This window comes from Achromobacter pestifer (genome assembly GCF_902859625.1).
Classification (GTDB): domain Bacteria; phylum Pseudomonadota; class Gammaproteobacteria; order Burkholderiales; family Burkholderiaceae_B; genus Achromobacter; species Achromobacter pestifer.
Window position 1 is genome coordinate 652,808 of record NZ_CADIJX010000004.1, and the last position, 22,732, is coordinate 675,539.

Here is a 22,732-nt window from a genome sequence, read left to right on the forward strand (position 1 = left end):
AACCGGAGCGCATGATGAAATCCGCCGCAAGCTTGAACCGTATTGCCTATGACCCCGTCCATCTGCTGGGCGAGGTGCTGGGCCGTGAACCCGATGGTAGCTACGCGGTGGCCTGCGATGGCCGCGCCTGGTCCGCACGACGCGCGGCCAGCTGCCTCTTGGCGCCGCAACCGGGTGACGAAGTGCTGATCAGCGGGCCAGACCCGTCGCGGGTGTATCTGATCGCGGTCACCGTGCAGGCGGAGCCTGCAAGCACCACCTTGGAGGCGCAGGGCGAACTGGTGCTGCGGTCGCACGGCGGCAACGTGCTGCTGCAAAGCGCTGGCGAGGTGACGTTGCAGGGCCAGGGCGCCGTGCGCGTCCGCACGCCCGAATACTCGGTCGAGGCCGATGACGAACGCCATGCCTGCAAGCGGGTGCGCGTGGTTGCCGAGACATTGCACGCCACCGTCGGCGAGACGCGGCTGGTGGGAAAGAGCTACGAAGCGGTGCTGGACCGCCTGACGCTGATGGCGCGGCTGTCGATGCGCAGCGTGTCGGAAGTGGACCAGGTGCGCGCCGGGTCCATCGACTTCCAGGCCGAGCAGAGCGCGCGGCTGCATGCGTCATATACGCTGGTCACGGGCTCCGATCTGGTCAAGGTGGATGCCAAGCAGATCCACATGGGGTGACGCGGTGGACGTTGCGCAACCCCTGGTCGATCCGGCTTCCTCACCCGCTGCCTTGTCCGAGACGCAGGCACAGTGGTGGCGCGCGCTCGAGCGCGAGCCCTACGCACACGATCTGTTCCATGCCCTGCGCTGGATTGACGCCCATTCGGGCGCACGCAAGCCCCTGGGCCGCGATACGGTTGCACGCTACGAGCCTGTACGGCTGCGACAGGAGCCGTCGATGGCGTTTGCGCCGTCCACGGTGGCGCGCGTCCAGGCGGGGCATGACGGCCGGCCGGCGGAGGTGACGATTTACGGTTTCGGCTTGTTTGGTCCCAATGGCCCCTTGCCGCTGCACCTGACCGAGCATGCCCACGAGCGCATGGCGCACTACGGGGACCGCACGCTGGCGGCGTTCGCCGACGTGTTTCATCATCGGCTCATCCTGCTGTTCTACCGAGCCTGGGCCGACGCGCAGAGCACGGTCAGCCTGGATCGCAAGGAGGCGTGCTTCACGCGCTACGTGGCCAGTCTCTTGCACATGGGCGAGCCGTCAATGCGGCGGCGCGACGCCGTGCTGGATCATGCCAAGTACTTCATGGCGGGGCATCTGGTGCGCCAGACCCGCAACCCTGAAGGCCTCAAGCACATCCTGCAATCGTTCTTCGGCTTGCCGGTGCGCATTCGCGAATTCGTGCCGCAATGGATCCGCCTGGAACCGGAGCAACGGCTCGGTTTGGGCAGCGCGGCAGGCCTGGGCCGTGACACGGTGCTGGGCGTGGCGGTGCGCGATGCGCAGCACAAGTTCCGCATCGAGATCGGCCCATTGACGCTGGAGGATTACACAAGCTTCCTGCCGGGCGGCGTCCGCGCCCGGCAACTGATGCATTGGGTCAGGCACTACGTAGGCGTGGAGTTGGCCTGGGATGTGCGGCCGGTGCTGCGCGCACAGGACGCGAGCGGCTTGACCTTGGGCGCCCCGCGGCCATTGGGCTTGTCGGCGTGGCTGGGGCGGCGCCGGCCGGCGCAAGGCGAGGCAGGCGACTTGCTGCTGGACTATGAACGCCGGGGGCAAACGCCGGCACGTGGCCGACCGCCGGCTCAACCTTCTGGGACTCAGCGCGTTTGATCGCGCCATGACGCCATGTCGGATATCGGACGTATCGACCTCTTCGGAAAGCTCAATCCGCTTCTCTACCAGGCGCTGGAAGGCGCCACCGCGTTCTGCAAACTGCGTGGCAATCCTTATGTGGAACTGGTGCATTGGGTACATCAGATCTTGCAGGCCCAGGACAGTGACCTGCACCGCATCGCGCGCGGCTTTGACCTGGACCTGGCGCAATTGCAGGCAGACCTGACGGCCGAACTGGACCGTCTGCCGGCCGGCGCCGGATCGGTGTCCGATCTATCGGAACACATTGATCACGCAGTGGAGCGGGCCTGGGTGCTGGGGTCTCTGCGCTATGGCTCGACGCGCATCCGCAGCGGCCACCTGTTGGCGGGACTGGCCAGGACCTACGCGCTGCGTCATGTGCTGTTGGGCATGTCGTCGCAATTCTCACGCATCGTGCCGGACAGGCTGCTTGAGCAGATGGGAGAGATGGTGCGGGGGGCGCCGGAAGACGCCGCCGTGGGGGCGCCGCTTGAAGCGCCGCAGACGGACGGCAAGGACCGAGCCGCGTTGGAGCGGTTCGCGGTCGACCTGACCGCCAGGGCGCGCGAAGGCGCGATCGATCCCGTGTCCGGACGCGACGAGGAGATCCGCCAGATCGTCGATGTGCTGATGCGCCGCCGACAGAACAATCCCTTGCTGGCCGGCGAGGCTGGCGTGGGCAAGACTGCGGTGGTGGAAGGCCTGGCGCTGCGTTTGGCGGCGGGCGATGTGCCGCCGCCGCTGCGCGAGGTGTCGCTGTATCTGCTGGATATCGGCCTGTTGCAGGCCGGCGCGGGGGTGAAAGGGGAATTTGAGCAGCGGCTGCGCAGCGTCATCGACGAGGTGCAGGCGAGCGAACGGCCCATCGTGCTGTTCATCGACGAGATCCACACGTTGGTGGGCGCGGGTGGGGCGGCGGGCACGGGCGACGCGGCGAACCTGCTCAAGCCGGCGCTGGCTCGCGGCCAGCTGCGCACCATCGGCGCGACCACTTGGTCGGAATACAAGAAGCATATCGAGAAGGATCCCGCGCTGAGCCGGCGTTTCCAGGTCGTGCAGATTCACGAGCCGGACGAGGCGCGCGCATTTGGCATGTTGCGCGGCTTGGCGGAGACCTTGCAAGCGCATCACGGTGTGCTGTTGCTGGACGAGGCGATCACGGCCGCAGTGAGCTTGTCTCATCGCTACATTCCCGCCCGCCAGCTGCCTGACAAGGCGGTCGCGCTGCTGGATACGGCTTGCGCCCGCGTCGCGATCAGCCAGCATGCGGTGCCACCGGCGCTGGAGGATGCGCGCCGGCGCATCCAGTCGCTGGAAATCGCGCAGCGCATTGCCCAGCGCGAACTCCACCTGGGTGCGGGCGACACGCAGCGCATCGAACGCCTGGCCGCCGAACAGGCGGAGGCGACGGACGCTGAGCAGACGCTGGCGGCGGTCTGGGAGACCGAGCGCGCGCTGGCCGCGAAGGTCTTCTCCTTGCGCGAGGCGCTGGACGAGGCGCCCGTGTCCGAGCAGGCCGCCGCGCGACAGGCACTGGCGCTGGCGCGGGAAGCGTTGGCGGGCAGCCAGCGCGAGACCTCCATGATCCATACGTCGGTCGACGCCGCGGCGGTGGCCTCCGTGGTGGCCGACTGGACCGGCATCCCCGTGGGCCGCATGGTGCGCAATGAGGCGCAAGCCGTGCTTGCTCTGGCGGACACATTGGAGAAACGGGTGATCGGCCAGCGCGACGGCCTGGAGGCGGTGGCACGTCGCGTCCAAACATCGCGTGCCCGTTTGACCGACCCGGACAAGCCGGTGGGTGTGTTTCTTTTATGCGGACCCAGCGGTGTCGGCAAGACGGAGACCGCGCTGGCATTGGCTGAAGCCTTGTACGGCGGCGAGCAGAACCTGATCACCATCAACATGAGCGAGTTTCAGGAGGCGCACACCGTCTCCACGCTCAAGGGCGCGCCGCCTGGCTATGTGGGCTACGGCGAAGGCGGTGTGCTGACCGAGGCGGTGCGGCGGCGGCCCCACAGTGTGGTGCTGTTGGACGAAGTGGAGAAGGCCCATGCGGACGTGCACGAGATCTTCTTCCAGGTCTTCGACAAGGGGTGGATGGAGGACGGTGAAGGCCGCTACATCGATTTCCGCCATACCGTCATCATCCTGACCTCCAACGTGGGCACGGAACGCATCGACGCCCTGTGCCGGGACCCTGCACTGATGCCCGATGCCGAAGGGCTGGCGGCCGCATTGCGGGAACCCTTGCTACAGGCCTTCCCGGCGGCGCTGCTGGGTCGGCTTGTCGCGGTGCCGTACCTGCCGCTGTCGGACGCCATGCTCGCGCACATCGTGGATCTACAGTTCGAGCGGGTGCGCCGCCGTTTGCTGGCGCACCACGGTGTTGCGTTGGAGGTGGCGCAGGAGGCGACGGCACTGGTGGTGGCGCGCTGCACGGAAGTCGAATCAGGCGCGCGCATGGTGGACGCGATCCTCACCAACACCGTGCTGCCGCAGATCAGCCGGGAACTGCTGGGCGCGTCGATGCAGGACCGCCGGTTGCACCGCGTGCGTCTATCCGCGCTTGGCGGGGAGTTCCGCTATGACTATGCGTGAACCGCTAGCGGTCCTTGTCTTCCGGTGTTTTGTTCACCGGCGCGGGGCGCATGAAGCCGCCGATCTCACGCAAGTGATCGGACGCGCTGCGGCCGCTTGCCGCCTGGCGCGTTCCCAGCAAGGCATCGTCCACGGGGTGGCTCCGGTGTTCGGCGAGAGGGTCGTGAGCCGGCAGCGTGGATGGCGTGCCGTCGGTGAAGACACTGGGAGGGCCGTCGGCAGGCGTGTCGAACAGCGCCAGGGGATCGGTGACTGGACGCGAAACCGCAGCATCGCCGCTCGGCAGCTGTTGCAGGGGGTCGTCAGGGTTGCGCGCTTGCGCGGATTCCAGGTCGAAGGGATGAGTGGATACGTCGGGCGCGCTGCCGACAGGCAAGGTGCCGGGCCCGATCAGGTCGCTGAAGATGTCCTCGTCGATCACGGCGGCTGGGGGCGCCTCGTCGAAGGTGCGTGCGGCAGTATCCGCCCGCATCCGGTAGTCGCCGATTTCCAGCTCGTCGCCCGGATTCCGCGGCACTTCCTGGTCCCGCGCCACCACGGTTCCGTTGACGCTGACGGCGCTCATGCCGCTCAGGTTCACCAGAAAGCCTGCGGCCGCGTCATTGATGCGGATGGCCGCCTGCACGCGGCAGATTGCGCGCAAGGGATCGGGCAGGGCGAGATGGTTTTCAGGACTGCGGCCAACAGTGCCGCCGGGCGCCGTGAACTCGGCGTGGATGGGTTCAAAGGCCGGATCACCGGCACGTTGGAACACGGTGAGTTTCATGCCTGTCTCCTTGGCGCCTTCGGCGCGTCAACGGGGGCCGGCGGCTTTGGCCGTCTGGAATGCCGGACCCCATTGCGGATGCCCGGTTTCGTTGGGCGCGAGTTCAAACGAGGGCTGCAACTGAAGTATGCGGGTGAAGCTGTCTTCGCAGAGCTGGCGATAGCCGATGACGCAGTAGCTGAAGGCTTGAAGTTTCAACGCTTCCACTCGCACGGGCGTGGGCGCGGTGGCCAAGGCATCGGAGGTGGCCACGGTACGCACCACGGCGCCGAAGCGGCTGGCGGCGTATTCGTCGCGGACTTGCTGCAAGGCGTCGGTGGCCTGCTGCGACGGTGCGGAAGCACAGGCCGCGAGCACCGCAAGAATGGACACCAGGCTGATACGGATGGGCTGTTTCATAGCGCGGGCATGTCGGTTGCCGAGCAGGAGGCTCGGGCATCCCGCCGATGATAGCGGCCCGGCGCGGCAGGGTTGCGTCGTGGCGTAACAGACGTGTGTATTTTTATTTCCGAGGTCTTATGAACGCTTTATTTCACCGAACAGGCTTGACGGGATATCGCGCCAGAGGGTCTTTGCGACGGGTTGCGTTGATCGCCGCTGGCGTGGTGGCGGGTGCATTGTCCGTAGGGTGCTCCTCGACGGCAAAGCGTGTGCCGGCACCTTACGCCATCGAACTGCGTGCGGATCCGAAGGTGAACGTGAATGCTGGCGGCAGACCCTCGCCGGTGCAGGTGACCATCTATGAATTGAAGTCGGCCAGCATCTTCGAATCGCGAGATTTCTTCACCTTGCAGGACGATGCGCATGCGGCGCTGGGTGCGGAGCTGCTCAATGTCGATCAAGTGATTCTGCGCCCGGGCGAGGCGAAGGTGCTGCGGTATCCCGGTAATCCAGAGGCGCGGGTGGTGGGCGTGGTGGCCGCCTACCGGGATCTTGAACAAAGCAAATGGCGCCTGCTGGTGTCCCTGCCCGAGCCTCAGAACACCAATGTCTACAAGGTCTGGCAGTTTTCACCAAACGAGGAGACGGTGAAGGTCGCGGTCAAGCGCGGCGGGTTGGAAGAAGTGGATCGCAGCCGTTCCTGGTGGCCTTTTTAAAAACAGAACAAGAGAACCGGACCATGGTGAGCAAAGACAAAGTGATCTGGTCGGAGGGAATGTTCCTGCGACCCCAGCATTTCCAGCAGCTTGAGCGCCATGTGCTGCATGCCGCGCAGCAGCGCGCGGTTGCGGCGCAGGGCTTTTTCTGGGGATTCAGTCATCTGTCGCTGGATCGCGACGCGCTGGCTATCGGCAAACTGGTGCTGACACAAGCGCGGGGCGTGATGCCAGACGGTACGCCCTTCGACTTCCTGGAACCGAATGCGGCACCCGCCGCGTTCGAGGTGCCACCGCAGACCCGCGATGCGCGCATTCTGCTGGCCGTGCCTCGCGTGCGTCCAGGTACAACGGATGTGATCTACGAAGGGGAAGAGGACACCTTGGCGCGCTTCCTGGTGCACGAGGCCGATGTGGAGGACACGGGTTCGATGGGGCTGGAGCCGGCCTTGCTGCAATTGGGCCGGCTGCGGTTGCGCCTGATGCTGGAAGACGAGCTGACCGACGATTGGCTGGGCCTGGGCGTGGCGCGCGTGGCAGAGCGCCGTCCGGACAACCGCGTGGTGCTCGACGAGGGCTATGTGGCGCCATGGCTGGCGGCGGGCGAGCACCCGGTCCTGCGAGGATTCGTCAACGAGTTGTACGGCCTTCTTGGCGCACGCAGCGAGGCGTTGTCCGAGCGCCTGTCGCAGCCCGGCCGTGGCGGTGTTTCCGAAGTCTCCGACTTCATGCTGCTGGAAACCGTCAACCGTTACGTGGGCGCGCTCTGGCACGCACGGCAGAGCCCTGCGCTGCATCCGGAGCGCCTGTTCCACGACTGGCTGATGCTGGCCTGCGATCTGTCCACCTTCACGGCCGCTGCGCGGCGGCCGGACGTGTTGCCCGAGTACGTGCACGATGATTTGCAGGGCAGTTTCGTTCCCCTGATGAATGAGTTGCGCCGTTCGCTGTCGGCGGTGCTGGAGCAGCGCGCCTTGCAGATCCCGCTGCATGACAGGGGCCAGGGCGTGCGGGTGGCGCAGATCACGGACCCCGAGCTATTGCGGACTGCGGGCTTCGTGCTGGCGGTGCACGCGGACTTGGGCACGGACACGGTGCGTGCGCGGTTTCCCGCGCAGGTCAAGATCGGCCCGGTCGAGCGCATCCGCGACCTGGTGCATCTGCAATTGCCCGGCGTGTCCGTTCGCGCGATGCCGGTGGCGCCGCGGCAGATTCCCTACAGCGCCGGACACGTGTATTTCGAACTGGATAAGAGCGGCGAATTCTGGAAGCAGCTTGAGCGCACCGGTGCGCTGGCGCTGCATTTGGCCGGCGACTTTCCCGGGTTGACGATGGAATTCTGGGCGTTGCGCGATTGAGCGCGGAGACAGATATGCATGCATCGGACCACACCATGTCCGCCCCGCCCGGAGGCCTGGGCGACAACGCTGCCCCGGCCTCCGGCCGGTTGCGGGCCCACGACTACGTGATCAGCGGGACCAATCCGCTGGTGGCAGCAGCCAACCCGCTGCTGGATCTGATTCCGCAGATCCGCGCGACGGCGACGCATCCGTCGGCGGCCATGCTGCGCGAGCACTTGCTGGACGAGGTTCGTCAGTTCGAGCTGCGCGCGCAGCAGGCGGGAATATCCAACGAAACGATCCTGGGTGCACGCTATTGCCTGTGCACGGCGTTGGACGAAGCCGCGGCGCTCACGCCTTGGGGTGGGAGCGGGGTGTGGTCCGCGCACAGTCTCCTTGTCACGTTCCATAACGAGACGTGGGGTGGCGAGAAATTCTTCCAACTGCTGGCCAAGCTGTCGCAGAACCCCGCGCAGCATCTGGACCTGCTGGAATTGCTTTACTACTGCCTGCTGCTGGGCTTTGAAGGCCGCTATCGGGTGATCGACAACGGCCGTTCGCAGCTGGAGACGCTGCGCCAGCGGCTGCTGCGCATCCTGCGCGGCGCGCGTGGCGAGTACGCGCTGGCGTTGTCGCCGCATTGGCGCGATGAGCCTGCGCAAACGCCCCTGCGCCGCTTGCCGGTGCCCCTGTGGGTATTCGGCGTGCTGGCGGCGGTGCTTGCGCTGGCCCTGTACTGGGGGCTGGGCTGGCGGTTGGGCAACCAGTCTGATGGTGTGTTCGCGTCCATCAGCCGGCTGAAGCCGCCCGCCGTGCAGATCGCGCCGGCCGTGACGAAGCGACCGGCACCCGCGCCGCGGTTGGCGTTATTCCTGGCGCCCGAGATCCGCGACCAACTGGTGAGCGTGCGCGACGAAGTGGACCGCAGCGTGGTGGTGCTGCGAGGCGACGGCGTGTTCGAGTCAGGGGCCAGTTCCGTGCGTGATCAGTATTTGCCCGTGCTGTCGCGTGTGGCGGACGCCCTGCGCGAGACGCAGGGCAGCATCCTGGTACGCGGCTACTCCGACAATACGCCGATGCGCAGCGCGCGCTTTCCGTCCAATTGGCACCTGTCGCAGGCACGCGCGGATGCCGTCAAAGAGATGCTGGAGCAGCGCCTGGGGCAATCTGCTCGGGTGCGGGCAGAAGGACGAGGAGACGCCGATCCGGTGGCGCCCAACGATACCGCCGCGGGCCGTGCGTTGAACCGGCGGGTGGAGATCACGTTGCTGGTACCGCCTGCGCCGCATGAGATGGGCGCACAGGGAGGCCAACAATGATCTACAAGGTGTTCGGATGGTTTTTCAGCCGGCGGGTGTGGAACTTCCTGGGGCTGGTGGCCCTGGCGTTGCTGATCTGGATCGCGGGGCCGCTCGTTGCGATTGGCACCGTGCGGCCGCTGGAAAGCGAGGTGGTGCGCATCGTCGTGATCGTGGCGATATTCGCGATATGGCTGCTGCGATTCTTGTGGCGAAAATGGCGGGAAGGGCGGCTGAACGCGCAGCTGCTGGGCCAACTGCGGCCTCGGCCGCGCGCTGAAAAGGTGGCAGAACAGGCCACCGACAACGACGAGATACGTCAGCTGGAAGCGCGATTCGACGAGGCGGTCGAGCTGCTGCGCAAGACTCGTTTCGATAATCGCGGCAAGCGCCGCCCGCTGGACCGCTTCTCGAAGCAGTATCTGTATCAGCTGCCTTGGTACGTGATCATCGGAGCGCCGGGGGCAGGCAAGACCACGGCGCTGGTGAACTCAGGCTTGAATTTTCCCTTGGCCGAACGCTATGGGAAGGTGGCCTTGCGCGGCGTGGGCGGTACCCGCAACTGCGACTGGTGGTTCACCGACGACGCCGTGCTGCTGGATACGGCAGGACGCTACACCACGCACGAAAGCGATCCCACGGGCGACGAGGAAGAGTGGCGCGGATTTCTCGGTCTGTTGACCAAGTACCGGGGCCGGCAGCCGATCAACGGGGCAATGCTGACCATTAGCATTGAAGACCTGCTGTCGGCGTCCGATGCAGAGCGGGCGCAGCACGCGGCGGTGTTGCGGCGCCGCCTACAGGAATTGCGCGAGCAGCTGGGCATCGCGTTTCCCGTCTATGTGCTGGTGACCAAGACCGATCTGCTGTCCGGCTTCGAGGAGTACTTTGCTTCGTTCAGCCGCGACGAACTGGCGCAAGTCTGGGGCTTTACGTTGCCGTACGCGCAAAGCCAGGAACCCAGCTTCGACTTGTATGAGGCCTTTCACGCCGAGTACGCGCTGTTGCAGCGCCGCCTGGACGATGCGTTGCCGGAAGTGGTGGCAGCCGAGGGAGATCCGGCGCGGCGTGCGCTCGCCTACATGCTGCCGCAGCAATTCGCCGGGCTTCAAGCCATCCTGGGCCATTTCCTGAGCGATGTGTTCGCCACGTCGAAGTTCGAGGCCCGGGTCATTCCGCGTGGCGTGTACTTCACCAGTGGCACGCAGGGCGGCGAGACCTTCGACCAGGTGACGGGGCATCTCAAGCGATACCTGCGTATTGAGGGCGCTTCCGGGCCCGCGCCGAGCATGCCGGGCGAGGGGGAGGGCCGCAGCTACTTCCTGAAGAACCTGTTGCGGGACGTCATCTTCCGCGAAGCGGGCCTGGCAGGCCGCAATCTGCGCTGGGAACGCCGCTACCGGCAACTGCACTGGGCAGGCTACGGACTGGTCACGGCAGTCTTCGTTGCGCTGATATCGGGTTGGGCGCTGAGCTACGGCAACAACTCGGACTATGTGGATGAAGTCGCGCGGCGCGTCCCGGCGGTGGAAAAATTGACGCGCGACATCAAGATCACGCGCACGGGTGACTTGCTGGGCTTGATGCCCTTCTTGGATAGCCTCTGGTACCTGCCGCGTCACGAGGGCTTTGAAATCGACAGGCCGCCGATCGGCTACCGCTTTGGCCTTTATCAAGGCCAGAAGTTGCAGGCGGCAGCGCAAGGCGTCTACGACAATACCCTGGACCAGGTGCTGTTGCCGCAAGTCGCGCGGCGCGTCGAGGCTGCGCTGCGGGATGCTTCCGCCAGTGATCTGGAATATTCCTACGAGGCGTTGCGCGCCTACCTGATGCTGTACGAGGCCGACCGCTACGACGCGGAGTTCATGCATGCATGGCTGTTGTCGGACATGCAGGCTACCTTGCCGGAAGGCTATACGCGGCGCCAGTACGAGCAGTTGTCGCTGCATCTGCGCAACCTGACGCAGGGTCGCGTGCTGGCGTCGCCCTTTCCAAAGGACGATACGCTGGTGGCGCAGGCGCGCGAGAAGCTGGCCCGCTATACGCTGGCCCAGCGCGCCTACAGCCGGCTGCGTCGCACGTTGGCCAACACCGATGCGGCACCCGAGAACACGGTGGTGACGCTGGGCGGTGCGCAGGCCAGCGCCGTGTTCGTGCGCAGGAGCGGCAAGCCGCTTAGCCAGGGCATCCCTGCGCTTTTCAGCTATCGGGGCTATTGGGATGTGTTCAACAAGCGCGTTGCCAGCGTCGCGGAAGTGCTGAGATCGGACGATGCGTGGATCCTGAACATCCCTCCGCCCGGACTGCTGGACCAGGGCGCGCAGCGTCAACTGGTGGCCGGCATCAAGCGCCTTTACATGAATGATTACGTGGCGCAGTGGGACGGCTACCTGAATGATCTGCAATTGGCGCCCAGCAAGTCCTTGCTGCAGAACATCCAGATGGCGCGAACCTTGTCGGCACCGGAATCCCCCTTGGTGCAGTTGGTTCGCGGCGTTGCGCGCGAGACTGCCTTGCTGCGCGACTCGGGCAAGGATGACCGTTCGCTGGCGGATCAGGCGCGCGACCGGGTCAGCAGCACGCGCGAGGCGCTGGAGCAGATGTTCGGACCCACCGGGCCCGGCGCGGCCGCGCGTGCCGACGCTTCGGATGAAAAACTGGAGCGTATCGTGGACGAGTACTTCGAGCCGTATCGCCGCTTGGCGCAGGGTGAAGGCGGGGCTGCGGGCGCCGCGCCGCCCATTGCCGCGACGACGGGTCTCATCAATGAGCTATACACCTACCTGACTGCGGCAGACGCGGCGTTGCGTAGCGGCAGTCCGGCGCCCAGCTCGGATTCGGTGACGAAGCTTCGCGCGGAGGCCGGAAGGCTGCCTGGTCCCTTGCGTGACGTGCTCGATTCGCTGTCCGTGAACGCCTCGGGCGAGGTGTCCGATGTGGCGAGGGCGCGCATGGGCGAGACCGTGTCCGCCACCATCGGCGTGTTCTGCGGCCAGTCGGTGGCGGGCCGTTACCCGTTTTCCAGCCGTTCGACGCGCGACGTGGCGCCCAACGACATGGCCCGCCTGTTTGCGCCCAACGGGCTGATGGATGACTTCTTTCAGAAGAACCTGGCGACGCAGATCGACGTGTCCGGGCAGCGCTGGCGCTTCAAACCCGGCGTCGACGGCCGGTCGGGCTCCAATTCGGCCACGCTGGACGCCTTCCAGCGCGCCGGTGTCATCCGCGATGTGTACTTCATGGCGGGCAATCCCATGCCGTCCTATCGGGTGGCCATCCGCCCCGTGGAGATGGATGAGGGCATCACGCAGTTCGTGATGGACGTGGACGGTCAGCCGGTGCGCTACGCGCATGGTCCGCAGGTGGCTACCACGGTGCAATGGCCGGGCCCCCGAGGCAGCAATCAGGTTCGTATCGAGTTGACGCCGCAGGTAGGCGCGGCGGGCATGACGACCTCGGGGCCATGGGCGCTGAACCGCATGCTGGATCGCGCGCAGTTGCAGCGCGGCGCCTCGCCGGAGATCACCTTGGCCACCTTCGACCTGGGCGGCCGCAAGGTGGTGCTGGAGATTACCGCCAGCAGCGTCAAAAGCCCTTTTCATCTAGCCGAGATGCAGGGTTTCGCCTGCCCAGGCGCGTCGTGACCGGGATATGGACATGGAGTCAGGAGTGGAGTGGGGACAGGTGGGCTGGTACGGCAAGATCCCGGCCGCGGGCGATTTCGTGCACCGGCGCCTGCCGCGTGAACTGATCGCCTGGTGGGACCGTTGGCTGCAATTCGGGCTGGTCGCGCTCAAGCAGGCGCCAGACGCAGCGGCGGAGCGCAGTTTCGCATCCGCGCCCATCTGGAATTTCGCCATTCCGGCGGGGCCCGGGGCGGGCGTGGCGCAACTGGGTTGCATCACGCCCAGCCGCGATCGCGTGGGGCGGGGCTACCCCTTGTGCGTGGTGGCGGCCGTGCCGCCCGCGCAATATCACAGCAGCATCCTGGACGGCGCCAGCGACTACTACCGGCAGGTGGGCGCCAGCATGCTGGTCGCCGTACGCCATGGTTGCGCGCCCGAGCAATTTGACCGCAGCCTGCAACAGGTGCGCATGCCCGCCGCCGCGCCAAGCCCGTCCGCGCCGTCGAAGGGCAACGACATCATGGACATCTTGCGCGCGGGCCTGGAGCAGGACTCGGCGCCGTTGGCCCGCCGTGCATTGGGTGCCTGGCCCGACCTGCCGTTTTGCTTCAACCCGAGTTCGCATACCAGCTATTGGTGGACCAACCAGGCGGACGGCGCCGCGTTGCAAACCTATGTGCATGGCGGCGCGTTGAACGCCACCTTGTTCGCCCGATTGTTCTCGTCGCTGCCTACCTGGCGGCCATGAGCCTTATCGACACCGGAGGACCGCGCATGTCCCCACCTTCCGCAGTGCCGTCGGACCTGGATGCGGCCGGCATCCTTGCCGCCAATGGCAAGCCGCGCCTGGATGATCTCATTCGTTTGCCACCAGGTCTGAAGCGCCAGGAGGAGATCGAACAGATCGTCGCTGGCTTGGCCGCTTCCCTGGCCGCCTTGCATGAGGCCGGCCGGGTCCACGGCGGAATCTGTCCGGCCGCTCTCGCCTATGACCCGTCGGGCGTGGCCTTCCTGGCGACGCCGCCGGTAGCGCCGACGCCTGACGCCGAAGGCGCGTCGCGGCTTGCCGGTTACGCCGCGTTCGAGCAGTACACAGACGATCCCGCCTACCTCTGCGGCCCGTGGACCGACGTTTACGGGCTGGCGGCGCTGGCCTACTTCCTGGCGACGGGCAGCGCGCCGCCAAGCGCGCTGGCGCGACGTGTGCGCGATGATTGCTTGCCTCTGCACGAATGGGGCGCCGGCGATTACGGGAAGCAATTCTGCGACGCGATCGATCGCGGCTTGGCGATGCCGGCACATCCGCGGCCCCGCACGGGGGCGGCGTTCGCTGCGGCGATGGGGGCATCCCTGCCGCCCCGTGACAGCAGCTTGGTAGCGCCATCGTCCGATCCGTCCGACCTGCTTGCCGCGAGTGCCCCCACCGCGCCGGTGGCCGAGATCCCCGCTGGGGATGGTGCAACCGCGTGGTCAATGGCTGACCATTCAGCAGACCTTCCGCTCGGGTCGCCGCCAGAGTCTCCGCTCCGTGGCAGGCGTGTTCTGCCGTTGGTGCTGGTGTTCGCGCTGCTGCTGGCAGGGGGAGGGTATGCCTGGGTCCGATCGATGGCACCGCCCGTCCAGATGGCCGGCACGCCGCAGGCTCCGTCTCCTGCTCCGGCTCCGGATCCCACTCCGGCTCCCGCTTCCGCTTCCGCTTCCGCGCGGAACCAGGAGGCTCCCCAAGCGGCGCAGCCTGTTCCGTCCGATGTTGCGCCTACGCCAGCCCCCGTTGAATCCGCCGCTAGCGGCAGCGCGCCGGAGGCTGCCCCTGACGCCTCGGCGGGAATCACTCCCAATACGCCTGCTCCGCAGGCGTCAGCCCCGGCCGCAGCTGTGCCGCAAGCGCCGTCCCCGGCTGCACCCGTGGCGGTGAGCGTGGCCGTGCGTCCCTGGGGAGAGGTGTTGATCAACGGCCGTTCACGCGGGGTGAGTCCGCCCTTGAGGGAGCTGTCTCTGGCGCCTGGCCGCTACCAGGTCACGGTGCGAAATTCATCGTCGGGAGACCACAGCATGACGCTGACCGTGGCGCCGAACAAGGCTGCCGCCATTACGCACGAGTTCAAATGAAAGGCGTGGAAATCGCGCCCGGCAGCTGCGTGCCGGGCGCCGGGTGCCTGGTCAAGGCAGCATGGACTCGCCCTTGAGCAGATCGTCCAGGGTTTCTCGCTGACGCACCACGTAGTACTTGTCGCCGCTGACCATGACTTCGGCCGGGCGGCCGCGCGTGTTGTAGTTGCTGGCCATGGCCATGCTGTAGGCGCCCGCTGATTCCACCGCCAGCACATCGCCTTGGTGGATGGCAAGCAAGCGCTTCCTGGCCAGCCAGTCGGCGCTTTCGCAGACGGGGCCAACGATGTCGTATTCGGTCATGTCGCCCACGCGCGGACGCAGGGGCTGCACGCCGTGGAAAGCGTCGTACAGGGCCGGGCGCAGCAGGTCGTTCATGGCTGCGTCGACGATGGCGAAGTTGCGGGCTGTGGAGTGCTTCAGGTACTGGACGGTTGTCAGCAGCACGCCGGCATTGCCGACGAGCGAGCGGCCCGGTTCCAGCACCAATTGCAAATGGCCCTGGCCGCGCGCGTTCAGGCGTTCAAACACGCGATCCAGCAAGGCTTGGGGCGAAGGTGGCGTCTCGTCCGTGTAGCGGATGCCCAGGCCGCCACCCAGATCCAGATGCAAGATCGGGATGCCTTCCTGGTCCAGCGTGTCGATCAGATCCAGGAGTTTTTCCAGCGCATCGAAATAGGGACTGATGTCGGTCAGCTGTGAACCGATATGGCAATCCACGCCCACGATGTCCAGGCCCGGCAAGGATTGCGCCGTACGGTAGGCGTCCAGCGCCGATTCGATGGCGATGCCGAACTTGTTTTCTTTCAGGCCGGTGGAGATGTAGGGGTGGGTCTGCGCGTCCACGTCGGGGTTGACCCGTAGCGACACCGGGGCGCGCACGCCCAGGTGTTCGGCCACTTCCGACAGGCGGTGCAATTCGGCCACGGACTCCACGTTGAAGCATTTCACCTTGGCCGCCAGCGCATCGCGTATTTCCCAGGCTTGCTTGCCCACGCCCGAAAACACGATCTTGGACGGGTCGGCGCCCGCCACCAGGGCGCGCTTGAGTTCGCCACCGGAAACGATGTCGAAGCCCGCGCCCAGGCGTGCGAATTCCTTCAGTACCGCCAGGTTGGAATTCGCCTTCATGCCGTAGCAGACCAGTACCGGGCGCCGCCCCACGGCGCTGCGGTAGGTTTCCCAGGCGGCTTTCAGCGCCGCGCGGGAATAGACGTACAGCGGTGTCCCTAGCCCATGCGCCAGATGGTCCAGTGGCACATCCTCGGCGTACAGTACGTTATTGCGGTACTGGAAGTAAGGGTGGCCGGCCAGCTCTGGCTGCACGGGATAGGTGGAAGTCATGGGATCGTCGGCGCGGACGGAATCGGCGAAGTAGGCTGGGCTGGCGTACGCGACGGCGGCTTGCCGTCAGGCGTCGGCATATACAAAGGCCCCTTGTACCCGCAGGCAGCAACCATGCCGGAGGCCAAGAGCGTGGCTACAATGCGAAAAGCCATGCGGCTGAATGCCAATTGGAACACTGAGAACTCCGTAATTCTTGCAGGCTCGATTATGACCGAAACCGAATTTCTTGCGTTGATCGACCAGGTGCTGGACAGCATCGAAAGCCAGGCCGATGACTGGGCGGCTTCGCTCGACGTGGACGTTGAAACCAGCCGCAGCGGCAATGTGCTGACAATGGTGTTCGAGGACAATACCCACGTCGTGGTGAATAGCCAGGCCGCCATGCAGGAACTGTGGGTGGCCGCACGTAGCGGTGGCTTCCACTACCGTTACGACGGCCAGCACTGGAACGATACCCGAGGCGGCCCGCAATTGCCCGACGCTTTGTCGCAGATCTGCTCCGCGGCGGCGGGCGTCCCCGTGACGTTGAAACTGTAAGCCTGTACGCCCAAATAAAAAGGCCGGCCTATCAAGGCCGGCCTTTTTTTATCAGAACGGGATCTTCTGTGACCAGGGCGCGGCGTTCTGCGTGCCGACGCCCGGCGCGACCCGGATCTTGGTTTCTTCGTTGCTGCTGCCCAGGCCGTGCAGGAATTCACCCAGCGTGTCGGCTTCCGCCAATCCCAGCCGGGCCACCGCCTGCCCGGGAGGGAACTCCGAGAAGTAGAACTCGCCGTTCTCCACGATGATGCCGTCGGGGCGGGCGCGCGGCTTTTCTTCCGGCACGCCCTTCAGCACCTCTTGCATATAGTCGACCCAGATCGGCATGGCGACGCCGCCGCCGGTTTCACGCGAGCCCAGCGACTTGGGCTGGTCAAAGCCCAACCACGAGGTCGCCACCAGGTTCGGCGTATAGCCCGAGAACCAGGCGTCGACGGATTCGTTGGTGGTGCCCGTCTTGCCGGCGATGTCGTTGCGCTTGAGCAGGGCTCGGGCGCGTGCCGCCGTGCCGAAGGTGGCCACGCCACGCAGGATGTCGTCCATGATCCAGGCCGTGCGGGGATCGATCGCGCGGGCTGCCGCGTCGCCGGCCACAACAGGCTTGGATTGCATGATGACCTTGCCGTTGCTGTCGGTGACGCGATCGATCAGATAGGGCGTGACGCGATAGCCGCCGTTGGCGAACACCGAGAACGCGCCGGCCAGTTGCAGCGGGGTGACCGAACCTGCGCCAAGCGCCAGCGGCAGGACGGCCGGCTGGCGAGCCTTGTCGAAGCCAAAGCGGGTCAGGTAGTCCTGTGCATACTGCGGGCCGATGGCTTGCAGGATACGGATGGACACCATGTTCTTGGACTTGTACAGGCCCTGGCGCAACGTCAGCATGGGTTCGTACTGGTTGCCGTAGTTCTTGGGGTTCCAGGCCTTGGAACCGGTCTGCGCGGCGGTCAGCTCGAACGGCTGGTCGGAAATCTGCGTGGCCGGCGTCAAGCCGCGTTCCAGCGAGGCGGCGTAGATGAAGGGCTTGATGTTCGAGCCCGGCTGGCGCCATGCCTGGGTCACGCGGTTGAAGTTGCCGCGGTAGAAGTCGAAGCCGCCCACCATGGCGCGGATGGCGCCGTCTTGCGGTGCCAGCGCCACGAAGGCCGCCTGCACCGAGGGCAGGTTGATGATTTCCCAGTTGTCGCCGAACTTGCGGATGTAGACGACGGAGCCGCGCTTGATGCGTTGCTCGGGCTTGGCCTTGTCGTTCAGCGCGCGGGCCACCACGCCCAACACCTTCTTGTCGGTGACGGTGATGATTTCACGCGAACTGCGTGCCAGCTTCACTTCGGTCGGGCTGGCCGACAGCACCAGCGCAGTGAGCAAGTCGCCGCTATCGCTGAATTTGTCGAACACGCCGTCCAGGAATTCATCCAGCGCGGCCGGGTTGTTCTCGGTGCCCGGCGGCAGGTCCAGTTGTTCCTCGGGGCCGGGGTAGGGCGCGCGGCGCGTGTATTCCAGCACGCCTTCACGCACGGCGCGGTAGGCCGCTTCCTGGTCCTTGGACTGCACGGTGGTGTAGATGTTGATGCCGCGCGAATAGACGTTGTCCTGGTACACGTTGTAGAGCAGTTGGCGGGCCAGTTCGGCCACGTATTCGCCATGGATGGAGTAGCCGCCGGCCGGCGTGCCTTCCGCCGACTTCATGACGATCTGCTGCGCCATCGCCTGCTTGTATTCGGGCTCGGTCAGATAGCCCAGCGACTGCATCCGGCCCAGCACGTAGCGTTGACGCAATTCGGCGCGGGGGCGGTTTGAAATCGGGTTGAAGCGCGACGGGGCCTTCGGGATGCCGGCCAGCATGGCGGCTTCGGCCGGGGTCACTTCGGACAGGGGCTTGCCGAAGTAGGTGCGCGACGCTGCGGCAAAGCCGTAGGCGCGGTGGCCCAGGTAGATCTGGTTCATGTAGAGCTCAAGGATCTGGTCCTTGGTGAGCTCGGATTCGATCTTGAAGGTCAGCAGCAGTTCGTAGAACTTGCGCGAATAGGTCTTTTCCGACGACAGGTAGAAGTTGCGCGCCACCTGCATGGTGATCGTGCTGGCGCCCTGCGTCTTCGACATGTTGATCAGGTTGGTCAGGCCCGCCCGCACCACGCCGGTCCAGTCGATCCCGCCGTGCTGATAGAAGCGGTCATCTTCGGCCGCCAACACCGCGGACTTCATGACGTCGGGGATTTCGTTGAAGCGCAGCACGTTGCGGCGTTCTTCGCCGAATTCGCCGATCAGGACGCGATCCGCCGTATAGACGCGCAGCGGCACCCGCGGGCGGTAGTCCGTCATGGCGTTCAGGTCTGGCAGGTTGGGCCAGGCCAGCGCCAACGCCATCCCCGCCAGCAGTACGCCGCACAGGAACAGGCCGGCACAGAAGATGCCGGCTTTCACGAAGAATCGCAGTATCGGGGAGCCGCTCTTGGAGGGCTTGTCTTTCTTGGAGGAATTCTGGGGCTTGCTCATCGCGGCGATTTTACGGGTATCTCCGGTCCCGGCTCAGCGGGGGGGATCGGTTTCTGTAACAAGATAGTTCAATGTGGCGTGCGGGCAACTGGCGGCAGATGTGATAATGCCGTCATGAACTTTTCCGCCCACTCATGTCCGGAGGCTGATCCGGACCCAGCGCCCTCCGACGAGGCGTCTGAAAATCTGCCTTGCACCCTGGAGTGCATAGGCAAGACCGTGTCGTTGCCGCACGACCTGCCCGTCTTCCTGGTCGGGATGATGGGGGCGGGCAAGACGACCATAGGCCGAAGCCTGGCGCGTGCGCTGGGGCGCGAGTTTATGGATCTGGATCATGAGCTCGAGGCGCGTTGCGGCGTGCGGGTGCCGGTAATCTTTGAAATCGAGGGCGAAACCGGTTTTCGTCGCCGAGAGTCTGCCGCTTTGGAAGAGTGTACCCAACGGCGCAACATTATTCTTGCCACCGGCGGGGGCGCGATTCTGGCGGCCGAGAACCGCCAGCGGCTGCATGAGCGCGGAATCGTCGTCTATTTGAGGGCTAGCGTGGACGAATTGTTCCGCAGAACCTGCCGCGACCGCAATCGTCCCTTGCTGGCCACTGCCGACCCTCGCGGCACCCTGCGGGACTTGATGACCCTGCGGGAACCTCTCTACAAGGAAGTCGCCGATCTGGTGGTGGAAACCGGGTCGATGCCCATCCACACGCTGGTCAAGGCGCTGCTGCCGCAATTACAAGCCTTTGAGAAGCACATATGAACGTTGTTGACGTCGACACCCCGGGCGGAAGCTACCCGATCCACATCGGCCCCGGCCGCATCGATGCCCTGGACCAATGCATCCCCGCCGACGCCACCGCGATCGCGGTCGTCACCAATCCCACGGTGGCTGCGCTGTACGGCGAGCGCGCCGAGGCCGCGTTGGCCCGCACTGGCAAGCGTGTGCTGCGGATTGAACTGCCCGACGGCGAGGCCTACAAGGACTGGCAGTCGCTGAACCTGATTTTTGACGCCTTGCTGACCCATCGCCTGGACCGCCGCTGCGTGTTGGTGGCGCTGGGCGGTGGCGTCATCGGCGACATGACGGGATTTGCCGCCGCCGTCTATATGCGGGGCGTGCGTTTCCTACAGGTGCCCACGACCCTGCTGGCGCAGGTGGATTCGTCGGTGGGCGGCAAGACGGCCGTCAACCATCCGCTGGGCAAGAACATGATCGGCGCCTTCTACCAGCCGGTGGCGGTGGAAATCGACACGGATGTGTTGAACACCCTGCCAGCGCGCGAGGTGTCCGCCGGCCTGGCGGAGGTCATCAAGTACGGCCTGATCCTGGATCCGGCCTTCTGGACCTGGTGCGAAGACAACGTGCAGCAGTTGCGCGCGCTGGACCCGCAAGCCGTCGCCTATGCCATCCGCCGCTCTTGTGAATTGAAGGCGCAGGTGGTGGGCAAGGACGAACGCGAGTCCGGCCTGCGTGCAATCCTGAATCTGGGCCATACCTTTGGCCACGCCATCGAGTCCGGGCTGGGCTACGGTGCCTGGTTGCATGGCGAGGCCGTGGGCTGTGGCATGGTGCAGGCGGCTGAACTGTCCGCCGACGTGGCGGGTTTTGACCGCGCCGACGTCGAGCGCGTGCGCGCGCTGGTGGCGGCCATCGGCTGCCCGGTGGTGGCGCCTGACCTGGGCGCGGATCGCTGGCTGGACCTGATGCAGGTGGACAAGAAGACCGAGGGCGGTTCGATCCGCTACGTGCTCATGCCCCGCCTTGGCGAAGCCTTCATGAAGGCCGCCCCAGACGACGCGGTGCGCGCCGTCCTGGCCCGCACCACTCAATAAACGCGACCGGAGACGGTGTTGCAGATGAAAGAACTGGCTTCCTACGCATCCGACCCGTCTCAATCGCGCGGCCGGGCCTATGCCGAGCCGTCGCCGGAAAATCGGACGGAGTTTCAGCGCGATCGTGATCGCATCGTGCATTCAAGCGCCTTTCGGCGCCTGGAATACAAGACCCAGGTTTTCGTTAATCATGAAGGCGACCTGTTCCGCACGCGCTTGACCCATAGCCTGGAAGTGGCGCAGATCGCACGCACATTGGCTCGCAGCCTGGGGCTATCCGAAGACCTGACCGAAGCCATTTCACTGGCGCATGACCTCGGCCACACGCCGTTCGGCCATGCCGGCCAAGACGAACTGAACGCCTGCATGCGTGAATTGGCGCCGGAGGCCGGTGGCTTTGAGCACAATTTGCAAAGCCTGCGCGTGGTCGACGAGCTTGAGGAACGCTACGCGGACTTCAATGGATTGAACCTTTGCTTTGAAACGCGGGAAGGCATCCTGAAGCACTGCTCGGCCGCGCATGCGCGCCAGCTGGGTGATGTGGGTGAACGCTTCTTGAACCGCACACAGCCGTCGCTGGAGGCACAGTTGGCCAATCTGGCGGACGAAGTGGCCTACAACAACCACGATATCGACGACGGTCTGCGCTCGGGATTGATCACGCTGGAGCAACTGCAAGAGGTCTCGATCTTCGAACGTCATCATGGCCAGGTGCTGGACCGCTATCCCGGCCTGGCCGCGCGCCGCGCCGTGGCGGAGACCATTCGCCGCATGATCAACACGCTGATTGTCGACCTGACGCAGACCTCACTGGCGCGTATTCGCGATGCGGCGCCGGCAAGCGTTGACGACGTACGCCGGGCGCCGCCGCTGGCGGGCTTTTCGGACGACATCCGCCGCGAAGCCGATGCACTGAAGAAGTTCCTGTTCGATAACCTGTACCGGCACTACCACGTGTTGCGCATGACGACCAAGGCGCGTCGCATCGTGCGCGAGCTGTTCGCGGCCTTCCTGGAAGATCCGCGCCTGCTGCCGCCGGATTACCGGCGCCCCGGGTCCAATGACCAGGCCCGCGCGATCGCCGATTACATCGCCGGCATGACCGACCGCTACGCCATCCGCGAACACAAACGCCTGTTCGAGATGGCGTAGCCGCTGACGCCATGCGCTTGCGCGCTGGCGACGTTTTCAGCGGTGCTTGCGGTAGGGCTCGTCTTCGGGAACGAAGGTGGCTTCGGCGCGCGCCTCGCGCATCCACGCCTGCATGGCAGGCAGCGCCAGCACCGCGTCCATGTAGTCGCGCACCGGGCCGGCTGCGGTGATGCCGTAGGTGGTGAAGCGCGATACCACTGGCGCGAAGAAGGCGTCCGCGATCGAAAAAGCGCCAAACAAGAATGGGCCGCCCTGGCCAAATTCGGCGCGCGTGTCCTGCCAGATGGCGTGCAGCCGCGAAATGTCTTGCTGTGCCGCTTCAGGCAGGCTGATGCCGGGCAGGTGCGCTTCCACGTTCATCGGCATGGCCTGGCGTAGCGCGCCGAAGCCGCTATGCATCTGCGCGGCAAGTGAACGCGCGCGGGCGCGAGCCTTCGCGTCTTTTGGCCACAACCGGGCTTCGGGATGCTGCTCGGCCACATACTCACAGATGGCCAGTGAATCCCAGACCGCGAAATCGCCATCCAGCAGAACAGGCACCAGGCCGGCGGGCGACACCGCACCCACCTGGCGCGTGAACGCCTCTGTGAAGAATCCGAGTTTCTGCTCGGTGAAGGGAATGTCCGCGGCACGCAAGGCGAGCCACGGACGCAGGGACCACGAGGAATAATTCTTGTTGGCGATGATCAGGGTGTACATGCCGAAATTCCTTACACAGAGGTTGCCCGCGT

General features: G+C 65.5%; 19 protein-coding genes. 13 read left to right on the top strand and 6 right to left on the bottom strand.

Translation table 11 applies throughout. The features are described 5' to 3' along the window. Positions 1 to 14: 14 nt before the first annotated feature. The 3 genes from HV753_RS18850 to tssH are packed head-to-tail and all read left to right on the top strand — an operon-like array spanning position 15 to position 4,404. Positions 15 to 671: a DUF3540 domain-containing protein gene (locus HV753_RS18850; protein WP_175176104.1), complete on the top strand. Its 657-nt coding sequence runs from the start codon at positions 15 to 17 to the stop codon at positions 669 to 671. Further along, a complete protein-coding gene (tssG, locus tag HV753_RS18855; RefSeq protein WP_175176105.1) occupies positions 646 to 1,779 on the top strand; it encodes a type VI secretion system baseplate subunit TssG in 1,134 nt (377 codons plus the stop codon). The genes HV753_RS18850 and tssG overlap by 26 nt, the downstream gene beginning before the upstream one ends. 15 nt (positions 1,780 to 1,794) lie before the next feature. After that, positions 1,795 to 4,404 (top strand): type VI secretion system ATPase TssH, encoded by a 2,610-nt coding sequence (tssH, locus tag HV753_RS18860; RefSeq protein WP_175176106.1) that lies wholly within the window; start codon positions 1,795 to 1,797, stop codon positions 4,402 to 4,404. 4 nt (positions 4,405 to 4,408) lie between these two features. On the opposite strand, the gene HV753_RS18865 is transcribed toward tssH, so the two are convergent. Continuing rightward, a complete protein-coding gene (locus HV753_RS18865; RefSeq protein WP_175176107.1) occupies positions 4,409 to 5,170 on the bottom strand; it encodes an FHA domain-containing protein in 762 nt (253 codons plus the stop codon). Between the two features lie 27 nt (positions 5,171 to 5,197). After that, positions 5,198 to 5,569 carry a TssQ family T6SS-associated lipoprotein gene (locus HV753_RS18870; protein ID WP_175176108.1) on the bottom strand — a complete coding sequence of 124 codons (372 nt, stop codon included), beginning with the start codon at positions 5,567 to 5,569 and terminating at the stop codon, positions 5,198 to 5,200. 119 nt (positions 5,570 to 5,688) lie between these two features. On the opposite strand from HV753_RS18870, the gene tssJ reads away from it, so the two are divergent. Genes tssJ through HV753_RS18900 form a run of 6 tightly spaced genes read left to right on the top strand, consistent with a single transcriptional unit; the run spans position 5,689 to position 14,640 of the window. Further along, positions 5,689 to 6,267: a type VI secretion system lipoprotein TssJ gene (gene tssJ / locus HV753_RS18875; protein WP_175176109.1), complete on the top strand. Its 579-nt coding sequence runs from the start codon at positions 5,689 to 5,691 to the stop codon at positions 6,265 to 6,267. Between the two features lie 23 nt (positions 6,268 to 6,290). After that, positions 6,291 to 7,625: a type VI secretion system baseplate subunit TssK gene (gene tssK / locus HV753_RS18880; protein ID WP_175176110.1), complete on the top strand. Its 1,335-nt coding sequence runs from the start codon at positions 6,291 to 6,293 to the stop codon at positions 7,623 to 7,625. 35 nt (positions 7,626 to 7,660) lie between these two features. Then, complete coding sequence (locus HV753_RS18885; RefSeq protein WP_425485903.1) at positions 7,661 to 8,926, top strand: DotU family type VI secretion system protein; 1,266 nt, start codon at positions 7,661 to 7,663, stop codon at positions 8,924 to 8,926. Continuing rightward, a complete protein-coding gene (gene tssM / locus HV753_RS18890) occupies positions 8,923 to 12,549 on the top strand; it encodes a type VI secretion system membrane subunit TssM (RefSeq protein ID WP_175176112.1) in 3,627 nt (1,208 codons plus the stop codon). The genes HV753_RS18885 and tssM overlap by 4 nt, the downstream gene beginning before the upstream one ends. Before the next feature lie 13 nt (positions 12,550 to 12,562). Next, entirely contained in the window at positions 12,563 to 13,279 is a 717-nt protein-coding gene (gene tagF / locus HV753_RS18895; protein ID WP_175176113.1) for a type VI secretion system-associated protein TagF, read from the top strand. Positions 13,280 to 13,305: 26 nt separating this feature from the next. After that, entirely contained in the window at positions 13,306 to 14,640 is a 1,335-nt protein-coding gene (locus HV753_RS18900) for a serine/threonine-protein kinase (RefSeq protein WP_175176114.1), read from the top strand. 51 nt (positions 14,641 to 14,691) lie between these two features. On the opposite strand, the gene lysA is transcribed toward HV753_RS18900, so the two are convergent. Together lysA and lptM are read right to left on the bottom strand one after the other, a co-directional pair. Continuing rightward, positions 14,692 to 15,984 (bottom strand): diaminopimelate decarboxylase, encoded by a 1,293-nt coding sequence (lysA, locus tag HV753_RS18905; protein ID WP_175176115.1) that lies wholly within the window; start codon positions 15,982 to 15,984, stop codon positions 14,692 to 14,694. Beyond that, positions 15,981 to 16,244: an LPS translocon maturation chaperone LptM gene (gene lptM, locus HV753_RS31325; protein ID WP_343056526.1), complete on the bottom strand. Its 264-nt coding sequence runs from the start codon at positions 16,242 to 16,244 to the stop codon at positions 15,981 to 15,983. The genes lysA and lptM overlap by 4 nt, the downstream gene beginning before the upstream one ends. Here lptM and cyaY point away from each other — a divergent pair. Then, on the top strand, positions 16,195 to 16,524 hold the full coding sequence (cyaY, locus tag HV753_RS18915) for an iron donor protein CyaY (protein ID WP_006227433.1): 330 nt from the start codon (positions 16,195 to 16,197) through the stop codon (positions 16,522 to 16,524). The two genes, lptM and cyaY, sit on opposite strands and share 50 nt — an antisense overlap. A gap of 51 nt (positions 16,525 to 16,575) precedes the next feature. Here cyaY and HV753_RS18920 read toward each other — a convergent pair whose 3' ends face one another. Beyond that, complete coding sequence (locus HV753_RS18920) at positions 16,576 to 19,020, bottom strand: penicillin-binding protein 1A (protein WP_175176117.1); 2,445 nt, start codon at positions 19,018 to 19,020, stop codon at positions 16,576 to 16,578. A 114-nt stretch (positions 19,021 to 19,134) separates the two neighbouring features. On the opposite strand from HV753_RS18920, the gene HV753_RS18925 reads away from it, so the two are divergent. From HV753_RS18925 to HV753_RS18935, 3 genes are read left to right on the top strand one after another with little or no spacing between them, the layout of a single operon-like run. After that, positions 19,135 to 19,776, top strand: a complete 642-nt coding sequence (locus tag HV753_RS18925) for a shikimate kinase (RefSeq protein ID WP_175176118.1) — start codon at positions 19,135 to 19,137, stop codon at positions 19,774 to 19,776. Continuing rightward, positions 19,773 to 20,849 carry a 3-dehydroquinate synthase gene (aroB, locus tag HV753_RS18930; protein ID WP_175176119.1) on the top strand — a complete coding sequence of 359 codons (1,077 nt, stop codon included), beginning with the start codon at positions 19,773 to 19,775 and terminating at the stop codon, positions 20,847 to 20,849. Before HV753_RS18925 ends, aroB begins: the two co-directional genes overlap by 4 nt. 24 nt (positions 20,850 to 20,873) lie before the next feature. Continuing rightward, complete coding sequence (locus HV753_RS18935) at positions 20,874 to 22,001, top strand: deoxyguanosinetriphosphate triphosphohydrolase (protein WP_175176120.1); 1,128 nt, start codon at positions 20,874 to 20,876, stop codon at positions 21,999 to 22,001. 36 nt (positions 22,002 to 22,037) lie between these two features. Here HV753_RS18935 and HV753_RS18940 read toward each other — a convergent pair whose 3' ends face one another. Continuing rightward, on the bottom strand, positions 22,038 to 22,700 hold the full coding sequence (locus HV753_RS18940) for a glutathione S-transferase family protein (protein ID WP_175176121.1): 663 nt from the start codon (positions 22,698 to 22,700) through the stop codon (positions 22,038 to 22,040). Between the last annotated feature and the right edge of the window lie 32 nt (positions 22,701 to 22,732).